20 protein-coding genes and 1 riboswitch are annotated in these 22,636 nt (G+C 60.9%); of the genes, 14 read left to right on the top strand and 6 right to left on the bottom strand.

The window, feature by feature from the left end; all coding sequences use genetic code 11:
* Positions 1-67 precede the first annotated feature (67 nt).
* The 3 genes from msbA to E0F99_RS02105 all read left to right on the top strand — a co-directional run bounded on the left by msbA (position 68) and on the right by E0F99_RS02105 (position 4,486).
* Positions 68-1,873 (top strand): lipid A export permease/ATP-binding protein MsbA, encoded by a 1,806-nt coding sequence (gene msbA, locus E0F99_RS02120; RefSeq protein ID WP_083360317.1) that lies wholly within the window; start codon positions 68-70, stop codon positions 1,871-1,873.
* Between the two features lie 260 nt (positions 1,874-2,133).
* On the top strand, positions 2,134-3,558 hold the full coding sequence (hldE, locus tag E0F99_RS02110) for a bifunctional D-glycero-beta-D-manno-heptose-7-phosphate kinase/D-glycero-beta-D-manno-heptose 1-phosphate adenylyltransferase HldE (protein WP_083355590.1): 1,425 nt from the start codon (positions 2,134-2,136) through the stop codon (positions 3,556-3,558).
* Positions 3,551-4,486, top strand: coding sequence for an NAD-dependent epimerase/dehydratase family protein (locus E0F99_RS02105; RefSeq protein ID WP_083355589.1), 936 nt, complete (start codon positions 3,551-3,553; stop codon positions 4,484-4,486). The genes hldE and E0F99_RS02105 overlap by 8 nt, the downstream gene beginning before the upstream one ends.
* Positions 4,487-4,532: 46 nt before the next feature.
* On the opposite strand, the gene E0F99_RS02100 is transcribed toward E0F99_RS02105, so the two are convergent.
* Genes E0F99_RS02100 through E0F99_RS02085 form a run of 4 tightly spaced genes read right to left on the bottom strand, consistent with a single transcriptional unit; the run spans position 4,533 to position 7,915 of the window.
* Complete coding sequence (locus E0F99_RS02100) at positions 4,533-5,498, bottom strand: metal ABC transporter ATPase (protein ID WP_083355588.1); 966 nt, start codon at positions 5,496-5,498, stop codon at positions 4,533-4,535.
* Between the two features lie 41 nt (positions 5,499-5,539).
* Positions 5,540-6,352 (bottom strand): aldo/keto reductase, encoded by an 813-nt coding sequence (locus E0F99_RS02095; RefSeq protein ID WP_083355587.1) that lies wholly within the window; start codon positions 6,350-6,352, stop codon positions 5,540-5,542.
* Positions 6,349-7,524, bottom strand: coding sequence for an NAD(P)/FAD-dependent oxidoreductase (locus E0F99_RS02090; protein ID WP_083355586.1), 1,176 nt, complete (start codon positions 7,522-7,524; stop codon positions 6,349-6,351). Before E0F99_RS02090 ends, E0F99_RS02095 begins: the two co-directional genes overlap by 4 nt.
* Before the next feature lie 55 nt (positions 7,525-7,579).
* Entirely contained in the window at positions 7,580-7,915 is a 336-nt protein-coding gene (locus tag E0F99_RS02085; protein ID WP_083355585.1) for a DMT family transporter, read from the bottom strand.
* A gap of 103 nt (positions 7,916-8,018) precedes the next feature.
* Between E0F99_RS02085 and E0F99_RS02080 the strand changes: the two genes are divergently transcribed.
* Entirely contained in the window at positions 8,019-8,909 is an 891-nt protein-coding gene (locus E0F99_RS02080; protein ID WP_083355584.1) for a LysR family transcriptional regulator, read from the top strand.
* A gap of 23 nt (positions 8,910-8,932) precedes the next feature.
* The gene (waaA, locus tag E0F99_RS02075; protein WP_083355583.1) at positions 8,933-10,210 is read left to right on the top strand and encodes a lipid IV(A) 3-deoxy-D-manno-octulosonic acid transferase; all 1,278 of its coding nucleotides are present in this window, start codon (positions 8,933-8,935) and stop codon (positions 10,208-10,210) included.
* A 120-nt stretch (positions 10,211-10,330) separates the two neighbouring features.
* Here the strand turns inward: waaA and E0F99_RS02065 are convergent, their stop codons facing one another.
* Entirely contained in the window at positions 10,331-11,770 is a 1,440-nt protein-coding gene (locus tag E0F99_RS02065; RefSeq protein ID WP_083355582.1) for a TolC family outer membrane protein, read from the bottom strand.
* A gap of 196 nt (positions 11,771-11,966) precedes the next feature.
* Positions 11,967-12,072: riboswitch (TPP riboswitch) on the top strand.
* A 149-nt stretch (positions 12,073-12,221) separates the two neighbouring features.
* On the opposite strand from E0F99_RS02065, the gene thiC reads away from it, so the two are divergent.
* Together thiC and cytX are read left to right on the top strand one after the other, a co-directional pair.
* Positions 12,222-14,126: a phosphomethylpyrimidine synthase ThiC gene (thiC, locus tag E0F99_RS02060; RefSeq protein WP_130908689.1), complete on the top strand. Its 1,905-nt coding sequence runs from the start codon at positions 12,222-12,224 to the stop codon at positions 14,124-14,126.
* 136 nt (positions 14,127-14,262) lie between these two features.
* Positions 14,263-15,552: a putative hydroxymethylpyrimidine transporter CytX gene (gene cytX, locus E0F99_RS02055; RefSeq protein ID WP_083355579.1), complete on the top strand. Its 1,290-nt coding sequence runs from the start codon at positions 14,263-14,265 to the stop codon at positions 15,550-15,552.
* Here the strand turns inward: cytX and E0F99_RS02050 are convergent.
* Positions 15,521-16,267, bottom strand: coding sequence for an RsiV family protein (locus tag E0F99_RS02050; RefSeq protein WP_083355578.1), 747 nt, complete (start codon positions 16,265-16,267; stop codon positions 15,521-15,523). The two genes, cytX and E0F99_RS02050, sit on opposite strands and share 32 nt — an antisense overlap.
* Positions 16,268-16,461: 194 nt before the next feature.
* On the opposite strand from E0F99_RS02050, the gene E0F99_RS02045 reads away from it, so the two are divergent.
* From E0F99_RS02045 to E0F99_RS02015, 7 genes are all read left to right on the top strand, one after another.
* Positions 16,462-17,079 carry an NUDIX domain-containing protein gene (locus E0F99_RS02045; RefSeq protein WP_083355577.1) on the top strand — a complete coding sequence of 206 codons (618 nt, stop codon included), beginning with the start codon at positions 16,462-16,464 and terminating at the stop codon, positions 17,077-17,079.
* Positions 17,070-17,519: a DUF1249 domain-containing protein gene (locus E0F99_RS02040; protein ID WP_083355576.1), complete on the top strand. Its 450-nt coding sequence runs from the start codon at positions 17,070-17,072 to the stop codon at positions 17,517-17,519. The genes E0F99_RS02045 and E0F99_RS02040 overlap by 10 nt, the downstream gene beginning before the upstream one ends.
* Positions 17,520-17,617: 98 nt before the next feature.
* Entirely contained in the window at positions 17,618-18,433 is an 816-nt protein-coding gene (cpdA, locus tag E0F99_RS02035) for a 3',5'-cyclic-AMP phosphodiesterase (RefSeq protein WP_083355575.1), read from the top strand.
* 122 nt (positions 18,434-18,555) lie between these two features.
* Complete coding sequence (locus tag E0F99_RS02030) at positions 18,556-19,164, top strand: YqiA/YcfP family alpha/beta fold hydrolase (protein ID WP_083355574.1); 609 nt, start codon at positions 18,556-18,558, stop codon at positions 19,162-19,164.
* A gap of 45 nt (positions 19,165-19,209) precedes the next feature.
* Positions 19,210-21,114, top strand: coding sequence for a DNA topoisomerase IV subunit B (gene parE, locus E0F99_RS02025; protein WP_083355573.1), 1,905 nt, complete (start codon positions 19,210-19,212; stop codon positions 21,112-21,114).
* A complete protein-coding gene (locus E0F99_RS02020; protein ID WP_083355572.1) occupies positions 21,114-22,109 on the top strand; it encodes an esterase-like activity of phytase family protein in 996 nt (331 codons plus the stop codon). The genes parE and E0F99_RS02020 overlap by 1 nt, the downstream gene beginning before the upstream one ends.
* Positions 22,106-22,627 (top strand): retropepsin-like aspartic protease family protein, encoded by a 522-nt coding sequence (locus tag E0F99_RS02015; protein ID WP_083355571.1) that lies wholly within the window; start codon positions 22,106-22,108, stop codon positions 22,625-22,627. The genes E0F99_RS02020 and E0F99_RS02015 overlap by 4 nt, the downstream gene beginning before the upstream one ends.
* Positions 22,628-22,636 lie beyond the last annotated feature (9 nt).

Here is a 22,636-nt window from a genome sequence, read left to right as displayed (position 1 = left end):
TGCGGGGTGCAAGTACAACAGAGAAGCTGTGCTAAAGTCAGCCTCCTTTTTCAAAACGCCGCGTGATATGACCGACTCCAGTCCGAGCGCAAGCCCTTCGAGCTTGAAAATATACTTCCGCCTGCTCATGTACGTTAAGCCCTACGCTGGCTTGTTCGCGTTGAGTATTGTCGGATTTCTGATTTTCGCGTCGACCCAGCCCATGCTGGGGTACATCCTCAAGTACTTCGTCGACGGTCTGTCCAACCCTGAAGCGGTGCTGTTCCCAAGCGTACCGTTTCTGCGTGATCTGCAATTGCTGCAAGCCGTGCCGTTGTTGATCATTTTGATCGCAGCCTGGCAGGGCCTGGGTTCGTTCCTGGGCAACTACTTGTTGGCCAAGGTCTCCCTGGGCCTGGTCCACGACCTGCGGGTGCAGTTGTTCAACAACCTGCTGACGCTGCCCAACCGCTACTTCGATAACCACAACTCCGGGCATCTGATTTCGCGCATCACCTTCAACGTGACCATGGTCACGGGGGCGGCGACCGATGCGATTAAGGTGGTGATCCGCGAAGGCATGACGGTGATCTTCCTGTTCGCCTCCCTGCTGTTCATGAACTGGCGCCTGACGCTGGTTATGATTGCCATCCTGCCGTTGATTGCGGTGATGGTCAGCACCGCCAGTAAAAAATTCCGCAAGCAAAGCAAGAAGATCCAGGTGGCCATGGGCGACGTGACTCACGTTGCCTCCGAAACCATCCAGGGTTACCGCGTAGTGCGCAGTTTCGGTGGTGAGGTCTACGAGGAGAAGCGCTTCTTCAAGGCCAGCCAGGGCAACACCAACAAGCAACTGCGCATGACCCGCACCGGGGCGATCTACACCCCGTTGCTGCAACTGGTGATCTACACCGCCATGGCGGTGCTGATGTTCCTGGTGCTTTACCTTCGCGGCGATGCGTCGGCCGGTGACATGGTGGCCTACATTACGTTGGCCGGCTTGCTGCCTAAGCCGATTCGCCAACTGTCGGAAGTCAGTTCGACCATCCAGAAAGGTGTGGCCGGCGCTGAAAGCATCTTCGAGCAACTGGATGAAGAGCAGGAAGTCGACGGCGGCACCATCGAGCGCGACAAGGTCAGCGGCCGCCTGGAAGTTCGCAACCTGAACTTCACCTACCCCGGCACCGAACGCCATGTGCTCAAGGACATCAGCTTTACCGCCGAGCCTGGGCAGATGATCGCGCTGGTGGGGCGTTCCGGCAGCGGCAAGTCGACCCTGGCCAGCCTGATCCCGCGTTTCTACCACCATGAAAGCGGCGAAATCCTGCTCGACGGTGTAGAGGTTGAGGACTACAAGTTGCTCAACCTGCGCAGGCACATTGCCCAGGTGACGCAGCACGTGACCTTATTCAGCGACACCGTGACCAACAACATCGCCTACGGCGACCTCGCCGGCGCGCCACGGGCGGACGTTGAAGCGGCGGCGGCGGATGCCTACGCCAAGGACTTCATCGACCAGTTGCCAAAAGGCTTCGACACGCAGGTCGGTGAAAACGGCGTGTTGCTTTCCGGTGGCCAACGCCAGCGCCTGGCAATCGCCCGGGCATTGCTCAAGAACGCGCCACTGCTGATTCTCGACGAGGCCACCTCGGCCCTCGACACCGAATCCGAGCGGCACATTCAGGCAGCCCTGGACAAAGTCATGCAGGGTCGCACGACGCTGGTGATCGCGCACCGCTTGTCCACCATCGAGAAGGCTGACTTGATCCTGGTGATGGACGATGGCCGGATTGTCGAGCGTGGCACTCACGGCGAGCTGCTGTTACAGAACGGCTATTACGCCCGCCTGCATGCCATGGGCCTGGATGCCCCCGTAGCGGCCGATATCACCTAAAACCTTGTGTGTGGGGCGGGCTTTTGCGGCGAGGGAGCTTGATCCCGCTGTGCGGCGCAGCCGCCCCGAAACGGCACTGAGGTCATCAGTTAGAACCCAGTCCTGTCTTCAAGAGTGCTTCGTACTCCAGCGCGAGCAAGCTCCCTCGCCACAAAGACGCTGCGTCGGTGTCTTGGAATCTTCTGCGCACGCCCTCCACAAGCCGCTTGTAACCCTGTGCTAATATCGCGCCCCTGTTCATTTTGTATGTGGGTTGCTCCATGAAGTTGTCCATGCCGCGATTCAATCAAGCCCCTGTCTTGGTGGTCGGCGATGTCATGCTCGACCGTTACTGGCATGGCGGTACCTCACGGATTTCCCCTGAGGCACCGGTACCGGTAGTTAAGGTCGAGCAAATCGAAGACCGGCCAGGTGGCGCTGCCAACGTTGCTCTTAACATTGCCGCTCTCGGCGCCCCGGCCTCCCTGGTCGGTGTGACCGGCGACGACGAAGCCGCCGACAGCCTGGCCAACAGCCTGCGCGGTGCCGGCGTGCGCGCGCTGTTCCAGCGCATCGCCCATCAGCCGACCATCGTCAAGCTGCGGGTCATGAGCCGTCACCAGCAATTGCTGCGTATCGATTTTGAAGAGCCCTTCGCCACCGACGCCCTGGCCCTTAGCGAGCAGGTCGACAGTTTGCTCGAAGGCATCAAGGTGCTGGTCTTGTCCGACTACGGCAAAGGCGCCCTGAAGAATCACCAGATGCTGATCCAGGCCGCCAAGGCCCGCAACATTCCGGTACTGGCCGACCCCAAGGGCAAGGACTTCTCGGTTTATCGGGGGGCCAGCCTGATCACGCCAAACCTCAGCGAGTTCGAAGCCATCGTCGGCGGTTGCGCCGATGAGCACGAACTGGTGACCAAGGGCGCCACGTTGATGGCCGACCTTGATCTGGGCGCCTTGCTGGTGACCCGTGGCGAGCACGGCATGACCCTGTTGCGCCCAGGCCACCCGGCCATGCACCTGCCGGCGCGTGCCCGTGAAGTATTCGACGTCACCGGCGCCGGTGACACCGTGATTTCCACCCTCGCCGCCTCGATCGCCGCCGGTGAAGAATTGCCTCACGCCGTGGCCCTGGCCAATCTGGCAGCGGGCATCGTGGTTGGCAAACTGGGTACCGCGGCCATTAGCGCGCCTGAGCTGCGCCGCGCTATCCAGCGCTCCGAAGGCTCCGAGCGCGGTGTGTTGACGATCGAGCAGTTGCTGCTGGCGATTGACGATGCGCGCGCCCACAACGAAAGCATTGTGTTCACCAATGGCTGTTTCGACATCCTGCATGCCGGTCATGTGACGTACCTGGAACAGGCGCGTGCCCAAGGCGATCGCCTGATCGTTGCGGTCAATGACGATGCCTCGGTCAGCCGCTTGAAAGGCCCTGGCCGCCCGATCAACAGTGTCGACCGGCGTATGGCCGTATTGGCCGGGTTGGGCGCGGTGGACTGGGTGATCAGCTTCTCTGAAGGCACCCCGGAAAACCTGCTGGCCCAAGTCAAGCCGGACGTGCTGGTCAAGGGCGGCGACTACTCTGTCGACCAGGTCGTGGGTGCCGATATCGTCAGCGCCTACGGGGGTACGGTCAAAGTGCTGGGGCTGGTTGAAAACAGCTCGACCACGGCCATTGTCGAGAAGATCCGCAACAATGAGTAACGCTGATAAGTGGGTCCTGATCACCGGCGGTGCCGGGTTTATCGGTTCGCACCTGGCCGATGCGTTGCTCGCTGGCGGCTACTCCGTGCGGGTGCTGGATGACTTGTCTACGGGCAAGCGCAGCAATTTGCCGCTGGGCAACCCGCGTGTCCAACTGATCGAAGGCGATGTGGCCAATGCCGAGCTGGTGGCGCAAGCCGCCGTTGGCGCAAGCGCGGTGGTGCACTTGGCGGCAGTGGCTTCGGTGCAGGCATCAGTGGACGACCCGGTGAGTACGCACCAGAGCAATTTCGTCGGCACCCTGAATGTCTGCGAAGCCATGCGCAAGGCTGGGGTCAAACGGGTGGTGTATGCCTCCAGCGCGGCGGTGTATGGCAACAACGGCGAGGGCGATTCGATTGACGAAGCAACCACAAAGGCGCCGCTGACACCCTACGCTTCCGACAAATTGGCCGGTGAACACTACTTCGACTTCTACCGTCGCCAGCATGGCCTGGAACCGGTGATTTTTCGCTTCTTCAACATCTTCGGGCCCCGTCAGGATCCGTCATCGCCGTATTCCGGGGTGATCAGTATCTTCAGCGAGCGTGTGGAGCAGGGTGTCCCGATCAGCGTGTTCGGTGATGGTGAGCAAACCCGCGATTTCATGTATGTGGAAGATTTGGTGGATGTGTTGGTGCAGGCCATTGAAGCGCCTGATGCGCCGCTGGGTGCGATTAACGTTGGCTGGAACCGTACGACGACGCTGAAGCAAGTGTTGCAGGCGTTGGAAGAGGTGGTGGGTAAGTTGCCCACGATCACATACGGGCCGGCACGCTCGGGAGATATTCGGCATTCGCGGGCGAATAATCAGCGGTTGTTGGCGAGTTTCAAGCTGCCTGAGCCTACACCGTTGAAGGTTGGGCTTGAGCGGTTGCTTAACGGCTGACCGCAAGACCGTTCCCACGCTCGGCGTGGGAATGCTCGATGTGCACTCACCGGCTAGCCTTCTTCGGCACAATCTTGCGCAACATCTGCCGCGCCTTGCCAGTCAGCCGCTTGAGCTTCGACTCTTTCTCAGGCTGCGCCAGCCCTTGCTGCCTCAGCCAATCCTTCCACCGAATCCGCTCATCGCGCACCAACCAGCCTTCCTGCTGAGCAAAACTTTCGGCCAGATATAACCCGCGAGTACTGGCCGGATACAGCTGGTCTTTCTTCACTGTGTACAGCTCGGCCAGCGGTTGCCCGTCTTTCAACGGCATCAGATACAGGTCCGGCCGCTGGCGGTCCAGGCGCGCCACCAGTTGGTCGCCTTCAAGCCGCTCATCCACATGAAACAGGCTAAGTGATTTGGCTTCCTTCGGTACCTCAAGGCGCAAGTCATAAATCAGTTGCAGCGATGCCGTCGGCAGGTGCACATAAGCCCGCGGGCGCTCGATCAATTGCGTGGTCGCGCAACGCACCGGACGTGCAGCGCCGGATAACGGGCTCAATCGAAATGGCAGGGCTTCACGATAATGCAGGGCGGCAGAGTAGGGCGCCGGCAGCCACGTGTCATTGAAGCGCCCGCCCAGCCAACCTTCTGGTGTTTCCAGCAGGCACTCTTCGGCAATCTCCTGGATGGCGGTGTGCAGCGGCAGGTTCAGTTCATGGGCGGGGACGTAGCCGGAAATCAGCTTGAGCACCACATCGCCACGGTCCTGGCGGCGTTGGCGCACCAATACCCAATAATCCTTGTTTTGCCAATGCAGGGTCAGGCGCACCGAAACGCCGAGGTTCGCCAGTTCCAGGGCGAAACGCTCGGGGTCTGCCACTTCCACCGGCTTGCGTCGTTGCAGGGTCTGGGCAAAGTTGAGCGGCATGCCCACGCTTTGGTAGCTCAGGCCTTCGGGGGTGGCTTCGACGTGCAGCGGCAGTGTTTTAAAGTTGCTGGGGTTTTTTCTAATGAGCGTGCGCGCCATGTCGGCTCCTTCTTGCGACGAGGTCGGCCGCGTGGGCGGCATCAGAGTTGACGAATGACTTGGGCAGCGGTCGCCACGTTATGGGCCAGGTGCAGCGGATTAATGGTCCCGACAATAGCACTGGCGACACCCGTTTGCGCAAACAACAACATGAAACTGGCGTGAATTGGATCCATTCCAGGCTCCAGGCACACGTGGCCGCTGGCCAGGGCCTTTTTCACCAGAATGCCCTTGCCATGGGCGGCCGCATAATCAATGACGGCTTTCTCGGTTTGTTCGTTCAAATTGTAGGTGACCATAGCGCAATCACCTTGCTCCAAAGCCTTCACGCCACCGTCGACGGTTTTGCCGGAGAGGCCAAAACCGCGAATCTTGCCCTCTTTCTTCAGTTCGGCCAGGGCCTGGTACACCTCGCAGTCGTTGAGGATGTGCAAGTCGTTGCCGTCGGAGTGCACCAGCACCAGGTCGATAAAATCAGTCTCAAGTCGTTTCAAGCTGCGCTCGATCGACATCCGGGTGTGGGCGGCACTGAAATCGTGATGGGACACGCCATTGGCAAACTCTTCGCCGACCTTGCTGACGATCACCCAGTCCTTGCGCTGGCCGCGCAGCAGCGGCCCGAGGCGTTCTTCGCTGCGGCCATAAGCCGGTGCGGTGTCGATCAAGTTAATGCCCAACTGGCGGGCTTGGCGCAACAACATGCGTGCTTCTTCGTCATCCGGAATCTGGAAGCCGCTGGGGTATTTCACCCCTTGGTCGCGCCCAAGCTTCACGGTGCCCAGGCCCAGTGGCGACACCAGCAGGCCGGTGCTGCCAAGTGGGCGATGCAGGTCGTGCAGGGTGGGCAGGCTCATGGCAACAGTTGCTCCCAGGCAGGTTGGCCGATGGCGGGTTTTGGCAGCTCGGGCAGGGCTTGGGTGGCGCTCGGGCGGATGCCGTCACGTTCCAAGGCGCTGAGCACGCGATCAGCGAAGTCAGGCGCCAAGGCCAGCTTCGTCGGCCAACCCACCAACAGGCGGCCTTGTTCGGCGAGGAAGGCGTTGTCGGGACGGCTCAGGCCCGACTGCAGCGGCTCGGCACGGTCGACACGCAGGGTTGCCCACTGAGTCTGGCTCATGTCGATCCACGGCAGCAGTTGCGCCAGCTCTTTTTGCGCAGTGACGATCTGTTCCTGCGGTGTGCGTGCCACGCCATCCGCTTCGGCAATGTCGCCGCCCATGTACCATACCCAGTTGCCATCGGCGGCCGGGTGGGTGGTGACGGTAATGCGTGGCTTGGTGCCGCCGCCCAGGCAGTGTGCGTACAGTGGCTTCAAGCCTGGGCCTTTGGCGATGATCATATGCAGCGGGCGTTTTTGCATGGCCGGCTGGCTGAGGCCCAAGGCGCTGAGCAAATCAGCTGTGCCGCCACCGGCGCTCAACACGATGCGCTGGGCGCGAATCTCGCGACCGTCGACCTTCAAACCCACCAGCCTGTCGCCTTCGCGCAGCGGTTCGATGTGCTGCCCGGCGAGCAAGCCGTCACCGGCCAGTTGCGCAAGACGTTCGATCAGGCTGGGCACATCAACTACCAGCTCCGCCAGGCGATAGACCTTACCCTTGAAGCGTCGATCTTGCAGGGCCGGTGGCAACTCATCGCCTTTGACCTGATCGACGCGGCCGCGCACGGCCTTGCTGGCGAAGAAGCTGGTGAGGTTGCCGGCGAGGGTGCCGGGTGACCACAGGTAATGAGCCTCGGACAGCAGGCGCACACCGCAGAGGTCCAGCTCGCCGTTGCCCGCGAGGGCTTCGCGCCAGCGGCGCGGCATATCCGCAATGGCTTCTGACGCGCCGGTGAGGGCGCCGTGCAGGGCGTATTTCGCACCGCCGTGAATAATCCCCTGGGACTTCACGCTTTGCCCGCCACCCAAGGTGGCGTTTTCCACCACCACCGTGGAAAACCCCTGGCTGCGCAGGCGCGCATTGAGCCAGAGGCCGGCAACCCCGGCGCCGACAATCAGAACGTCGGTGGAAATAACGGATGGCATGGGCGACCTCAGTGTTCAAGACAAGAGGCGCAGTATACAGGCTGTTGAGCGGGGATCAGTGCCCGGCGGTTTTCGAGAACAACTGAATGACCACCACGCCCAGCACAATCAGGCCCATGCCCAGCATCGCTGGGACGTCCAGCTTCTGGTCGTAGATAAACAGCGCGGCGACACTGACCATCACAATCCCAAGCCCTGCCCAGACCGCGTAGGCGATGCCCACCGGCACCGTGCGCACCACCAGGATGAGCATCCAGAAGGCTACGGCATACCCCACGATCATCAACAGCAAGGGGATTGGCGTGTTCAAGCCCTTGACGGCTTTCATGGAAACGGTCGCGACCACTTCCGAGCAAATGGCAATGGCCAAATAGAGGTAAGCGACATTCATGGGGTAATCCTCGGTGTGATGCGTACTTGATAAGGTCGGCATTCTAACGCTTGGAAAGATGGGGTAAAGTCATTGCCTATCCGATTTTAAGATGGGTTGAGCCATGAGTGTGCAGTGGAGTCTGGAACAGATGCGCCTGTTTGTCAGCGTCGCTGAACAGCGTTCGTTTTCGGCGGTGGCGCGCGATCAGCGCAAGGCGCAATCGGCGGTGAGCAATGGCATTGCCCTGCTCGAAGCCGACCTTGGGCTGAGCCTGTTCGACCGCAGCAGCGGCCGCCAGCCGCACCTGACCGAAGCCGGCAGCGTGTTGCTGGAGGAAGCGCGTGAGGTGTTGCGCCAGTGTGAGCGGCTCAATGGCCGAGCGCTGTCGCTGACGCGTGGCGAGGAAGCCTGCCTGCGTCTGGCCCAGGACGAAGCCATGTTGTTCCAACCGGTGCTCGACAGCCTTGAAGCGCTGGCCGGGCAATACCCGCTCATGGAAGTGCAACTGTCCAGTGCCGCCCAAGGCGACGTCGCGCGCAAGTTGGTCGAGCGCAAGGCCGACTTGGGCCTGTTGTTCTATCACGACCAAATCCCCGAAGCCCTCGAGCGGCGTGTGGTGGGCAGTGTGGAAATGGTTACCGTGTGCGGCGTGAATCATCCGCTGGCCAAGCAAAAGTACGTAACGTGTCAGCATTTGGCGCAGTTTCGCCAACTGTTGATGTCGACCCAGACCAGTGTCTACCCCGGCAGCGAAGCCGCCAGCCCCTTGGTGTGGCGCGCCGACAGTTTCTACGTGTTGGCCGAATGGCTGATGAGTGGCTTGGGCTGGGCCTGGCTGCCCCGGCACATCGTGCAGTACCCCACCTATCAACAACAAATGGTTGAACTGGACAGCGAATGGACGCCGCCCGCCTTGGTGGTGGAGCTGGTCTGGCGCCGCGATGAGCACCTCGGCCCGGCTGCGCGTTTCCTGGCCGAGCGATTTGCCGAGTGCTTGCAGGCGATCGACTGAAAAAGCCGATAAACTCCGCCGCCATGAATAGAACTCTCTACAGCTGTCTGTTTTACCTGGCGCTGCCGTTGGTGGCTTTACGTTTGTGGCTGCGCGCACGCAAGGCGCCGGCCTATGCCAAGCGCATTGGCGAGCGTTTTTCCTACGGTCTGCCGATGATGCAACCCGGTGGGATCTGGGTGCACGCCGTGTCGGTGGGCGAAAGCATCGCTGCCGCGCCGATGATTCGCGAGTTGCTGGCGCGCCATCCGACGTTACCGATCACCGTCACCTGCATGACGCCGACTGGCTCCGAGCGTATCCAGGCGCTGTTCGCCAATGAACCGCGCATTCAAAACTGCTATTTGCCCTATGACTTGCCCTGCGCCGCCAAGCGTTTTCTTGATCGCGTGCAACCCAAGCTGGCGGTGATCATGGAAACCGAATTGTGGCCGAACCATATCCATGCCTGTGCTCAACGCGGTATTCCGGTGGCGCTGGCCAATGCGCGGCTGTCGGCGCGTTCAGCCAAAGGCTACGCACGCTTCGCCAAACTCACCGCGCCGATGCTGGCAGAAATGAGCCTGTTTGCGGTGCAGACACACACCGAAGCCCAGCGGTTCCTGAGCCTGGGCGCCCGCCCGGAAAGCGTCGAAGTCACCGGCTCGATCAAGTTCGACCTGAGCGTCGACCCAGAAATCCCGGCACGTGCTGGCGCCTTGCGAGAGCAGTGGGGCGCCAGCGAGCGCCCGGTGTGGATCGCCGCCAGCACCCATGAAGGCGAAGACGAGGTGGTACTGACTGCGCATCGCCAATTGCTCGACAGCTACCCCAACGCACTGTTGATTCTGGTGCCGCGTCATCAAGAGCGCTTCGGCCCGATGTTTGAATTATGCGAGCAACAAGGCTTTGCCACGGTGCGTCGCTCCAGTGGTGAGCCCGTGAGCGCACACACCTCGGTGTTACTCGGCGACACCATGGGCGAGCTGCTGTTTCTCTATGCATTGGCCGACAGCGCCTTCGTCGGCGGCAGCCTGGTAGCGACTGGCGGGCACAACCCGCTGGAGCCAGCGGCGCTGGCCAAACCTGTGATCATGGGGCCGCACCTGTTCAACTTCCTCGAAATCAGCACGATGATGCGTGACGCGGGGGCGTTGCGAGAAGTGGATGACGCACAAGGATTGGCCGAGGCTGTGCGGCAACTGTTCGAGCTGCCGCAGGATGCGCGCAAGATGGCGCAGGCAGGGCTTGCGGTGATGCAGGCCAACCAGGGCGCGCTCAAGCGTTTGCTGGATGGCTTGGACAGGCTGATCAATCACTGACCCAACCTGATCCAAATGTGGGAGCTGGCTTGCCTGCGATAGCATCACCCAGGTGTAATTGATACACCGCGGTGTCTGCATCGCAGGCAAGCCCGCTCCCACATTGGTTTTGCGCTGTGCTTAGTAGCCGGGGCGGGCCTTTAGCTGCTCGGCTGCAGCTTTGGCCAGGTCCGGCGGCAGGAAGTCCTTGTCCGGGTTGTAATCAGCCTTGAGGTAACGTGACAGGTCTTGCAAATCCCCTGGGTTCAAGGTGCCTGCAGCCTGCTTTAAACGCAGATTGTCGAGGATGTAGTCGTAGCGGCTGTTGTTGTAGTTGCGCACCGACGAGTAAAGCTGGCGCTGCGACTCCAGCACATCGACGATGTTGCGCGTGCCCACCTGATAGCCAATTTCCGTGGCTTGCACCGCGCTCTGGTTCGAGATGATTGACTGGCGGCGTGCCTGTACCTGCTCCACATCGGTGTTGACCGCGCGGTGCAGGTTGCGGGTGTTTTCCACCACTTGACGGCGCAGGCCTTCGCGTTGCTGTTCGGTCTGGTCGAGGCGCGAATAGGATTCGCGTACTTGAGAGCTGGTCAGGCCGCCACTGTAGAGCGGGATGTTCAGGCGCAGGCCGATGGTGCGTTGCGACACATCACCGCCGTAAGGGATGGGCAGTTGGTTAGGGTTGCTGAAGCCCAGCGCGTCGTTGTCACCTTTTTCGTATTGCGCCACGGCGTCGAGGGTCGGCAAGTGGCCGGCCTTGCGTTGGCGCAGGGTTTCTTCGGCTGCGGTGACCGCGTAGTTGCTGGCGAGCAAGTTGAGGTTCTGACGGCCGGCGGTTTCGACCCAGGCCTTGGCATTATTCGGCGCCGGTGGTAGCACCGGCAGCGTGTGCACGATGCCCTGGATTGCGTTGTACTGGCGGTTGGTCAGGGTAATCAGCGCTTCGAAGGCGTCGTCCACCTGGCGTTGGGCGACGATGCGGTTGGCGCGGGCGGTGTCGTAGCTGGCCTGGGATTGCAGCACGTCGGTCTTGTCCGACAGGCCTACATCAAAGCGTTCGTTGGACTGATCGAGCTGGCGCTTGAAGGCGTTTTCTTCGGCCTTGGTCGAGGCCAGGTTGTCCTGGGCGCGCAGCACGGCGAAGTAGCTCTCGGCGCTTTGCAGGATCAGGTTCTGCTCGGTGGCCGAGAGTTGCAGCGAGGCTTGCTCGTTGACGGCTTCGGCGGCTTGCAGCTGAAACCAGCGATCAGCGCGGAACAGCGGCTGGCTGAGGGTTGCCCGCCAGGAGTGGGCATCACGATTGACGGTAGCCGCCGGTTGGTCGATCTGGGTGCGCACGTTATTGCTGTCGGCGCCGGCCGACAGGTTCGGCAGCAAGCCGGCACGGGCTTGGGGCACCACTTCTTTTTGCGCGCCATATTGGGCACGGGCGGCGGCCAGGTCGGCGTTATTGTTCACCGCTTCCTGGTAGACACTGACCAAATCGGTGTTGGCGGACAAGGGCGCTTCAGCTGCCCAGACCATTCCATTGGTCGCACAAGACACGGCAAGAGCCAGTGAGAGTTTGCGCAGCATGAGGCGATCCCTAGTTTGAATATTACGGCGATAATTTAGCGCCCAAGGCTAAGGCTGGCCATTCCTGGCGTCAAGCATTGTGGCGGCAACCGAGTGTAGTGTTGCTGACCCGGCGCAACAATCCCGCAATCACGCCATTCATCACGCTGAATGCACCGCCATTGGCAATTTGCCCACGCCATGGTCTAGACTGGCCGCGTTCTTGTCGGGGTGCCTTGTTGGAAGGCTGAGATCGGTAAATACCGGATCCCGTTGAACCTGATCAGGTTAGCGCCTGCGTAGGGAACAAGATTTCTCGTCACCCGGCGAGTCCTCTTGTGCTTCGTCCGGGATGTTGTTCGACAATCGAACAGCTCTTGTGCGCCAAGCACAGCACTGGTTTCAGTGCGTCCATCCGTCACAGGTTCGCTCCGACAAAAATCCACCGCCTGGATAAGTTGGAGAGCCCGTGATGAGCACAGAAATAAAAAGTACAAAACTGAAAAATACCGTGCACTTGAGTGAATCGGCCAAGGTCGATTCCGGCTCCGTGCAGCCGTTTACCCGCTCGCAAAAAATCTACGTGCAAGGCACTCGCCCGGACATTCGTGTGCCTATGCGTGAAATCAGCCTGGACGTGACGCCCACTGATTTCGGCGGTGAAATCAACGCACCGGTGGTGGTGTACGACACTTCCGGCCCGTACACCGACCCCAACGTCATCATTGACGTGCGCAAAGGCCTGGGTGATGTGCGTTCGCCGTGGATCGAAGTGCGTGGCGACACCGAGCGCCTGTCCGGCCTGAGTTCGCACTTTGGCCAACAGCGCCTCAGCGATGCTGAGCTCACCGCACTGCGCTTTGCCCACGTGAAGAACCCACGCCGCGCCAAGGCAGGTGCCAACGTCACGCAGATGCACTACGCGCGCAAAGGCATCATTACCGCCGAGATGGAATACGTCGCCATCCGCGAAAACATGAAGCTTGAAGAAGCCCGTGCCAGTGGCCTGCTCGACCAGCAGCACGCCGGTCACAGCTTCGGCGCCAGCGTGCCGAAAATCATCACGCCTGAGTTTGTGCGCGAAGAAATCGCCCGTGGCCGCGCGATTATCCCGGCCAACATCAACCACACCGAACTGGAGCCAATGATCATCGGCCGTAACTTCCTGGTGAAGATCAACGGCAATATCGGCAACAGTGCGTTGGGTTCGTCCATTGAAGAAGAAGTGGCGAAACTGACCTGGGGCATTCGCTGGGGTTCGGACACGGTGATGGACCTGTCCACTGGCAAGCACATCCACGAAACCCGCGAGTGGATCATCCGCAACTCGCCGGTGCCGATTGGCACCGTTCCGATCTATCAAGCCCTGGAGAAAGTCGGCGGCGCCGCCGAAGACCTGACCTGGGAGTTGTTCCGCGACACCCTGATCGAACAGGCCGAGCAGGGCGTTGACTACTTCACCATCCACGCCGGCGTGTTGCTGCGCTACGTGCCGCTGACCGCCAAGCGCGTCACCGGCATCGTGTCCCGTGGAGGTTCGATCATGGCCAAGTGGTGCCTGGCGCACCACAAAGAGAACTTTACCTACACGCATTTCGACGAAATCTGCGAAATCATGAAGGCCTATGACGTCAGCTTCTCCCTCGGCGACGGCCTGCGCCCCGGCTCGATTGCCGACGCCAACGATGCCGCGCAGTTCGGCGAGTTGGAAACCCTCGGTGAGCTGACCAAGATCGCCTGGAAGCACGACGTGCAGACCATGATCGAAGGCCCCGGCCACGTGCCGATGCAACTGATCAAAGAGAACATGGACAAGCAGCTGGAGTGCTGCGACGAGGCGCCGTTCTACACCCTCGGCCCACTGACCACCGACATTGCGCCGGGCTACGACCACATCACTTCGGGCATCGGTGCGGCGATGATCGGCTGGTTCGGTTGCGCCATGCTCTGCTATGTCACGCCCAAGGAACACCTGGGCTTGCCGAACAAGGATGACGTGAAGACCGGGATCATCACCTACAAGATCGCCGCACATGCGGCTGACTTGGCCAAGGGGCATCCGGGTGCGCAGATTCGCGATAACGCCTTGAGCAAGGCGCGCTTTGAATTCCGATGGGAGGACCAGTTCAACCTCGGTCTGGACCCGGACACGGCGCGTTCGTATCACGACGAAACCCTGCCCAAAGACTCGGCCAAGGTTGCGCACTTCTGCTCGATGTGCGGGCCGAAATTCTGTTCGATGAAGATTACCCAGGCAGTGCGTGAGTATGCGGCCAACCAGCGCATTGAAGCGGTGGATGTGGACGTGGCCAAGGGCTTGGCCGAGCAGGCGCAGCGGTTCAAGCAGGAAGGGAGTCAGTTGTACAAGAAGGTCTGACACCCTCGATCGTTCCCACGCTCTGCGTAGGAATGCATCCCGTGACGCTCCGCGTCACAAAGGCGGACGCAGAGCGACCATAGCGGCATTCCCACGCAGAGCGTGGGAACGATCATAGCCCTCAGAGATAACACCCTTGAGCATTCAACCGAGTACTTACTCCCCTGATATAGCGGTGCCGAGCGACAAACGCGTGTTCGGTGCCCGCGACCTGTTTTCCCTGTGGTTCTCCCTCGGCATCGGCCTGATGGTCCTGCAAACCGGCGCCTTGCTCGCGCCGGGCCTGGGCCTGTCCGGCTCATTGCTGGCGATTTTCCTCGGCACCCTGATCGGCGTACTGTTGCTGGCCGCCGTCGGCGTGATCGGCAGCGACACCGGCCTGTCGGCCATGGCCGCGCTCAAGCTCAGCCTTGGCGCCAAGGGTGCCAGCCTGCCAGCGTTGCTGAACGTGCTGCAGCTGATCGGCTGGGGCTCGTTCGAAATCATCGTGATGCGTGATGCTGCCAGCTTATTGGGCACGCGCGCGTTCAGCGAAGGCAGCCTGTTGGCCAGCCCCTTGCTGTGGACACTGTTTTTCGGTGGTTTGGCAACCTTGCTGGCCGTCAGCGGCCCACTGACGTTTGTGCGGCAAATCCTGCGCAAATGGGGCATTTGGCTGCTGCTCACCGCCTGCCTATGGCTGACCTGGAACCTGTTTGCCAAGGCCGATCTAGGTGCGCTATGGGCCAAGGCCGGTGACGGCTCGATGCCGTTTGCGGTGGGTTTTGATATCGCCATCGCCATGCCGCTGTCGTGGCTGCCGTTGATTGCCGATTACTCACGCTTCGGCAAGCGCGCCCAAAGCGTCTTCGGCGGCACTGCCGTTGGCTTCTTTATTGGTAATTTCTGGCTGATGAGCCTGGGTGTGGCTTACACCTTGGCGTTTGCGCCAAGTGGCGAAGTGAATGCGTTGTTGCTGGCGTTGGCCGGCGCGGGCCTGGGCATTGCGCTGTTGCTGATCCTGTTGGACGAGTCGGAAAACGCCTTCGCCGATATTCACTCAGCGGCGGTGTCCAGCGGGATTTTGCTGCGTTGGAAGGTCGAGCACCTGGCGTTGGCCATTGGTGTGATTTGCACCTTGATCGCCTGCTTTGCACCGCTGGCGCAGTATCAGAATTTCCTGCTGCTGATCGGCTCAGTGTTTGCGCCGTTGTTCGGCGTGGTGCTGGTCGACCACTTTATCCTGCGCCGCCGAGGCCAGGGCGCGATCGCCAATTTGCATTGGCCTGCGCTGCTGGCCTGGTTGGGCGGCATCGCTACGTATCACCTGCTGGCGAATCTGTATCCGGATATCGGCGCAACCCTGCCGGCACTGGTGCTGGCAGGGCTGTTACAACTGATCCTGGGCCGGGCCTTCAGTGGTGAGCGGGCACCAGCTCAGGCTTGAGCACACCGCTCAGACGCGCATAGGGGATGTTCATTTCGATCAGCCCCAATGCGTAAGGGGCAATGGTGGACACGTTGTACTTGAGTACCACGCCGCCGCTGGTCAAGGCGATGTTCGGGGTTTTCTGGAACGGCCAGTTCTTCACGAACTGCGGGTCGCGGTCCATCTGCGAGTTGATCAGCCAGGTGTTGTGGGCAACTTTGGCAATGTTCCAGAACGCCTGCTCCTGGCCTGGCAACAGCATGTCGGCCAGGCTTAGTTCTTTGTGCAGCAGGCGCGAATAGTTGATGAAACCACGGCCGGGCTCGCCCTGGGCGACCCCTGTGTCCAAGTAGCTGGACACTTCAACGATCACCAGTCCGTCATGCTGCTCACGTAGCTTGGCCTGCAAGTACATGCTGTGGCGGTCGGCGGACTCGCGCAAAAACGTGTCCCGGTAGGCATTCAGGGTCGACGGCACACTGGCCCCAGGCGTGGTGCGGGTCATCTGCAGCAGGCGTTGTTCGACCAGGCTGTCGAGCTGCGGCTCGGTGGGGAAGTGCACGGTATCAATGTTCACCAGCGGGCAATCCGGGCTGCTGCAGCCGGGCTTGATCTGCTCCGAGGCGTCTTGTTGGGTGTCCAGCGGTTTGAGATAGCTGGGTTGGAACAGGCTCTGGCAAGCACCCAGAGTCAAGGCAATGCAGGCCATGGAGGCGATTCTTAAAAGCGACATGTGCGTCCTTCGGAAATCGATGGAAAGCGAAAAAGAGTAGCGCTTCGACTGCGAACAAAGCCGTCAGTTCGCCACTAAGCTGATTAGAGTGAGTTTGACCGTCGCCGCCTATCCCGGCAACTGTAAAGGGGCTGCACCAATGGGCAGGAGCGCGTTAGGATGGCGCGAATTGCACCGGTTTAACGAGGAACACTATGACGGACATTGCCAAATCGACGCCGAACGCCATCGAGATTGTTCAGCGCGACAATGCCTACCAGGGCTTCTACAAGCTCGATCGCGTGCAACTGCGCCACGAGAAATTCGATGGCGGCATGAGCCGAGTGATCAATCGCGAAGTTTTCGTTCGTCATGACGCCGTGTGTGTGCTGCCCTATGACCCGCAGCGCGATGAAGTGGTGCTGATCGAGCAATTTCGCGTCGGCGCCATGGGCCGTACCGACAACCCATGGTTGATTGAAATGGTCGCCGGCCTGATCGACAAGGATGAACAACCGGAGGAGGTTGCGCACCGCGAAGCCGAGGAGGAAGCTGGTCTTACGTTCTCTGCGCTGTGGCCGATCACCCAATATTTCCCTTCGCCCGGCGGCAGTACTGAATTCGTCCATCTGTACCTGGGCCGCTGCGACAGCGCCGGGGCGGGTGGCGTCCATGGACTGGAGGAAGAGGCAGAAGATATCCGCGTCACCACCTGGGCTTTCGAAGATGCCCTGCAAGCGGTGCGTGACGGCAAAATTTCCAACGCAGCCAGCATTATCGCCCTGCAATGGCTTGCGCTTAATCGCGCGGAAGTGAGGGGGTTATGGCAGTAAAGGCACGGGAACGTTATCGAGTTGACCTGATCGGGCTGCAAGCCGCCTGCGAGGCCAACTATGCGCGGTTGATGCGCTTGCTTCCCGACATGCGCCACACCCCCGAGGCGCGGCGCATTGCCGTGACCCACGGCGACCAGATGCTCGGCGTGCTGACCCTTGAGGTCATCGTCAACTGCCCGTACACCACCACCTTGCGTGTACGTCAGGAGCACAGCCTGCCGTGGCTGCCGGTGCCGCAGTTGGAAGTGCAGGTGTATCACGACGCGCGCATGGCCGAAGTGATCAGCGCCGAGCATGCACGACGCTTTCGCAGCATCTATCCTTACCCGAATGCGTTCATGCACCAGCCCGATGAGAAAGCACAGCTCAATGTGTTCCTCGGTGAATGGTTGAGCCACTGCCTGGCCCTGGGCCACGAGTTTGAAGTCGTGCGGTAGATGTGAACGGCGTCTGCTTCTTGGGTTTCCTCTTTGTGTCCTGCCCCAGCATAATCGCGCCAAACGTCCATTTCCTGTGATTGCCTTGGGAGAGCGCCTTGTCCCGCGTATCCACCGTGAACCCCGATGCGCCGGCGCTGCTGGTGCAGCTGTCCGACAGCCACTTGTTTGCCGAGGCCGACGCTACGCTGCTGGGCATGAACACCCGCGAAAGCCTGCAACGGGTGATCGATCTGGTGCGCGAGCAACAGCCGCAGATCGACTTGGTGCTGGCCACAGGGGATTTGTCCCAGGACGGCACGCTTGAGTCCTATCAACAGTTTCGCGACCTGAGTCAGCAGGTCGCCGCTCCGGCACGTTGGATTCCCGGCAACCACGACGAGCCGCAGGTTATGGCCCATGCCGCGGTGCACAGCGATCTGCTGGAGCCGGTAGTCGACATCGGTAACTGGCGCGTCATCCTGCTGGACTCTGCCGTGCCCGGCTCGGTACCCGGTTATCTGCAAGACCAGCAACTGCAATTACTTGCCCAGGCCTTGAGTGAAGCGCCGAGCCAGCACCATCTGGTGTGCTTTCACCATCACCCGGTGTCGATTGGCTGCGCGTGGATGGAGCCCATCGGCCTGCGCAACCCCGAGGCCTTGTTTGCCGTGCTCGACCGCTTCCCGCAGGTCAAGGCAGTGCTCTGGGGGCATGTGCACCAGGAAATCGACCGCGAGCGTAACGGCGTGCGGCTGCTGGCATCTCCATCGACCTGCATTCAGTTCGCGCCCGGCAGCGAGGAGTTCAAGGTCAGCGAGCAAGCGCCGGGCTACCGCTGGCTGCGCCTGCATGCCGACGGACGGCTGGAAACCGGTGTAGAACGGGTCAAAGGCTTCGCGTTTACCATCAATTACGGCAGCAACGGCTATTAAAGGCTGTAAACGCTGATCAAAAGTGTGGGAGGGGCTCTGTACTGGCTGCACGATAGGGGACTCACACACCGCGCCGATCCCTGTAAACTGCGCCTCTTTGGCTGATGCACGGAGAGCCCGGCATGTCTGCTTCGATCTTGTATATCCACGGTTTCAACAGTGCGCCGGCTTCCAACAAGGCCAGCCAGTTGATCGCCGTGATGGACAGCCTCGGCCTGGCCGACCAATTGCGCGTGCCGGCCCTGCATCACCATCCACGTCAGGCCATTCCTCAATTGGAGGCGGCCATTGAGCAACTGGGTCGGCCGCTGCTGGTCGGCAGCTCACTCGGCGGCTACTATGCAACCCATCTTGCCGAACGCCATGGCCTCAAGGCGCTGCTGGTCAACCCCGCGGTCAGCCCCCATCGGATGTTTGACGGTTACCTGGGCACCCAGAAGAACCTCTACACCGATGAAACCTGGGAGTTGACCCGCGACCACGTCACGGCCCTGGCCGAACTGGAAGTGCCGGCTCCGCAGGACGCCGCGCGTTATCAGGTGTGGTTGCAGACCGGGGATGAGACCCTGGATTATCGTCTCGCCCAGCAGTATTACCGGGCCTGTGCCTTGCGTATCCAGGCCGGCGGCGATCATGGTTATCAAGGGTTCGCCCAGCAATTGCCGGCGATGTTGAGTTTTGCCGGCATTGGCGCAGATCAGTATCAATCCTTCGACTTCGCAGCACTTTGAAGCCGCAGGTTACTTTTTTAATCGAACGACTCACGACGAGACCCCATGGCCACTCCCAGCGCTAGCTCTTATAACGCCGACGCCATCGAAGTCCTCTCGGGCCTCGACCCGGTGCGCAAACGCCCCGGCATGTACACCGACACCAGCCGGCCGAACCACCTTGCCCAGGAAGTCATCGACAACAGTGTCGACGAAGCCTTGGCCGGGCACGCCAAGTCGGTACAAGTCATCCTGCACGCCGACCATTCCCTGGAAGTGTCCGACGATGGTCGCGGCATGCCGGTGGACATCCACCCCGAAGAGGGTGTGTCGGGCGTCGAGCTGATCCTCACCAAGCTGCACGCCGGCGGCAAGTTCTCCAACAAGAACTACCAGTTCTCCGGTGGCTTGCACGGTGTGGGTATTTCCGTGGTCAACGCCCTGTCGAACCATGTGCGGGTCAAGGTCAAGCGCGACGGCAACGAGTACCAGATGACCTTCGCCGATGGCTACAAAGCCACCGACCTGGAAGTGATCGGCACCGTTGGCAAGCGCAACACCGGCACCAGCGTGTACTTCGCGCCGGACCCGAAATACTTCGATTCCCCCAAATTCTCCATCAGCCGCCTCAAGCACGTGCTCAAGGCCAAGGCGGTGTTGTGCCCGGGCTTGCTGGTCAGCTTTGAAGACAAAGGCACCGGCGAGAAGGTCGAGTGGCATTACGAAGACGGCCTGCGCTCCTACCTGGAAGACTCCGTCAGCGACTTCGAGCGCCTGCCCAACGAGCCGTTCTGCGGCAGCTTGGCCGGTAATAAAGAAGCCGTCGACTGGGCGCTGCTGTGGTTGCCCGAAGGTGGCGACAGCGTGCAGGAGAGCTACGTCAACCTGATCCCCACCGCTCAGGGCGGCACCCACGTCAATGGTTTGCGCCAGGGCTTGCTGGATGCCATGCGCGAATTCTGCGAATACCGCAGCCTGTTACCACGCGGGGTGAAATTGGCGCCGGAAGACGTGTGGGAGCGCATCGCGTTCGTGCTGTCGATGAAGATGCAGGAGCCGCAATTCTCCGGTCAGACCAAAGAGCGCTTGTCGTCCCGTGAGGCGGCGGCGTTTGTGTCGGGCGTGGTCAAGGACGCCTTCAGCCTGTGGCTTAACGAGCACCCGGAGCTGGGCTTGGCCCTCGCAGAACTGGCGATCAACAACGCCGGTCGCCGTTTGAAGGCCAGTAAAAAGGTCGAGCGCAAGCGCATCACTCAAGGCCCGGCACTGCCAGGCAAATTGGCCGATTGCGCCGGGCAAGACCCGATGCGCTCCGAGCTGTTCCTGGTGGAAGGTGACTCCGCTGGCGGTTCCGCCAAGCAAGCGCGGGACAAGGAGTTCCAGGCGATCCTGCCGTTGCGCGGCAAGATCCTCAACACCTGGGAAGTCGATGGCAGCGAAGTTCTGGCCAGCCAGGAAGTGCACAATATCGCAGTGGCCATCGGTGTCGATCCAGGCTCGGCTGATATTGCCCAACTGCGCTACGGCAAGATCTGCATTCTCGCCGACGCCGACTCCGACGGTTTGCACATCGCCACCTTGCTGTGTGCGCTGTTCGTCCAGCACTTCCGCCCATTGGTGGATGCCGGTCACGTCTACGTCGCCATGCCGCCGCTGTACCGTATCGACCTGGGCAAAGAGATTTTCTACGCCCTGGACGATGCCGAGCGCGATGGCATCCTCGACCGCCTGATCGCCGAGAAAAAACGCGGCAAGCCACAGGTCACGCGATTCAAAGGCTTGGGCGAGATGAACCCGCCGCAGCTGCGCGAAACCACTATGGACCCGAACACGCGGCGCCTGGTGCAGTTGACCCTGGAAGACTTCGCCGGCACCTCGGAAATGATGGACATGTTGCTGGCTAAAAAGCGTGCACCGGACCGCAAGGCCTGGCTCGAATCCAAAGGCAACTTGGCCGAGGTTCTAGGCTGATGCGCACAGGTTTCGCCCTGGCGATCCTGATAGTGAGCGGGTTGGCGGCCACCCAAGTGGCTGCCGCGCCCGTGGCAGAGCTCAAACTGCTGTCTGAACACCCGGTGGACGGCATGCGCGGCGGTAACCTGTCGGGCCTGGCCCTATGTGGCAAGGCGTTGTGGACGGTTTCCGACCGCGATGACGACCAGATCTACCGCCTCGATATCAGTGCGCCGACCTGGCAGGCCGAAACGGTGAAGATCGACGTGCCGCCGGTGCCCGAGTCCGGTTTGCCTTGGGGTTTGCGTTCACGCACCAAGGCCGCGTCGTTCATTCGCGGTGGCGACCTGGATTTTGAAGGCATCACCTGTGATGCCGCCGGCAACCGTTACATTGTCAGCGAAGCCCACGCGGCTGTGCTGCAGGTGCCGGTGAGTGGCGCGCCTCAATGGTTGAAGATTGCCCCAGGCATGGTGCGCGAAGCCCGAGCCAGCGGCATGTTGCTGTATTTCAATGCGTTGTTTGAAGGCGTGGCGATTAACCCCGAAGGCAACCAGATTTGGCTGGCGGCCGAGCGTGAGCGACGTGGCTTGATCTCGATCAAGCGTGGCCAGAGCGTATGGGATTGCGATGGGCCATGTGTGTTGTTGAGCGAAGCTGGCCAGGAAGTGCAGCCGGCGCAGTTCACCAACGCCAAGGCAGTGTCCAAGGACTTTGCCGACCTGGCGCTGTACAACGGCAAACTGTTTACCTTGGAGCGCAATGCGTTCCAGATTTGCCGGCGCGATGCGGTCACGGCCAACGTCGAGCTGTGCTGGTCGTTCGCCGACGAAACCCTGACACCTAACCGGCGCTATGCCCAGCCCTACGGCCTGGCAGAAGCCTTGGTGGTGGATGCCGACGGCGCCTGGCTCGGTATCGACAACAACTTTGGCCCCAGAGCCGATGGTGAAAAACGCCCTGTGGTCTATCGTTTCGCCGCCCCCGCCGGTGGCTGGAACGCGCAGCCATGAGCGGGCAGCCGCCGGGCAAACGCGCCGGACGTGTATTAATGTTCGTGGCATGGGGGGCCGGGTTGTTTTTGGCCACACGATTTTTTGGGCAGTGGGAAGCGCGTCAGGAAAATCCCAATGCTGTGGTGACCTCGGCGCAACACGAGGGTTACATCGAAGTGAAATTGCTGGGCAACGGCCAAGGGCATTTTGTTGCCAGCGGCCAGATCAACGGTCAACCGGTGGAATTTATGCTCGACACCGGAGCGACCGATGTGGCGGTTCCGACCGAAGTGGCCGACCGTCTCGGACTTAAACGTGGCCTGCCGGTGACCTTGAGTACCGCCAACGGCCGTGTTCAGGGCTATCGCACCCACCTTGAGCGCCTGAAACTGGGCGATATTGTCCTTCAGGACGTCCGCGCGATAGTGGCGCCGGGCTTGGACGGCGAACAGGTGTTGCTGGGCATGAGTGCATTGAAACAACTTGAATTTACCCAGCGCAGCGGCACATTGCTGCTGCGCCAGACCAAACAATGATGAGGCCCG

Origin of the sequence: Pseudomonas antarctica (genome assembly GCF_900624995.1) — a bacterium.
Lineage (GTDB): Bacteria > Pseudomonadota > Gammaproteobacteria > Pseudomonadales > Pseudomonadaceae > Aquipseudomonas > Aquipseudomonas antarctica.
Note: the sequence above shows the minus strand (reverse complement) of the source record. Positions and strands in the feature narration are given on the sequence as shown.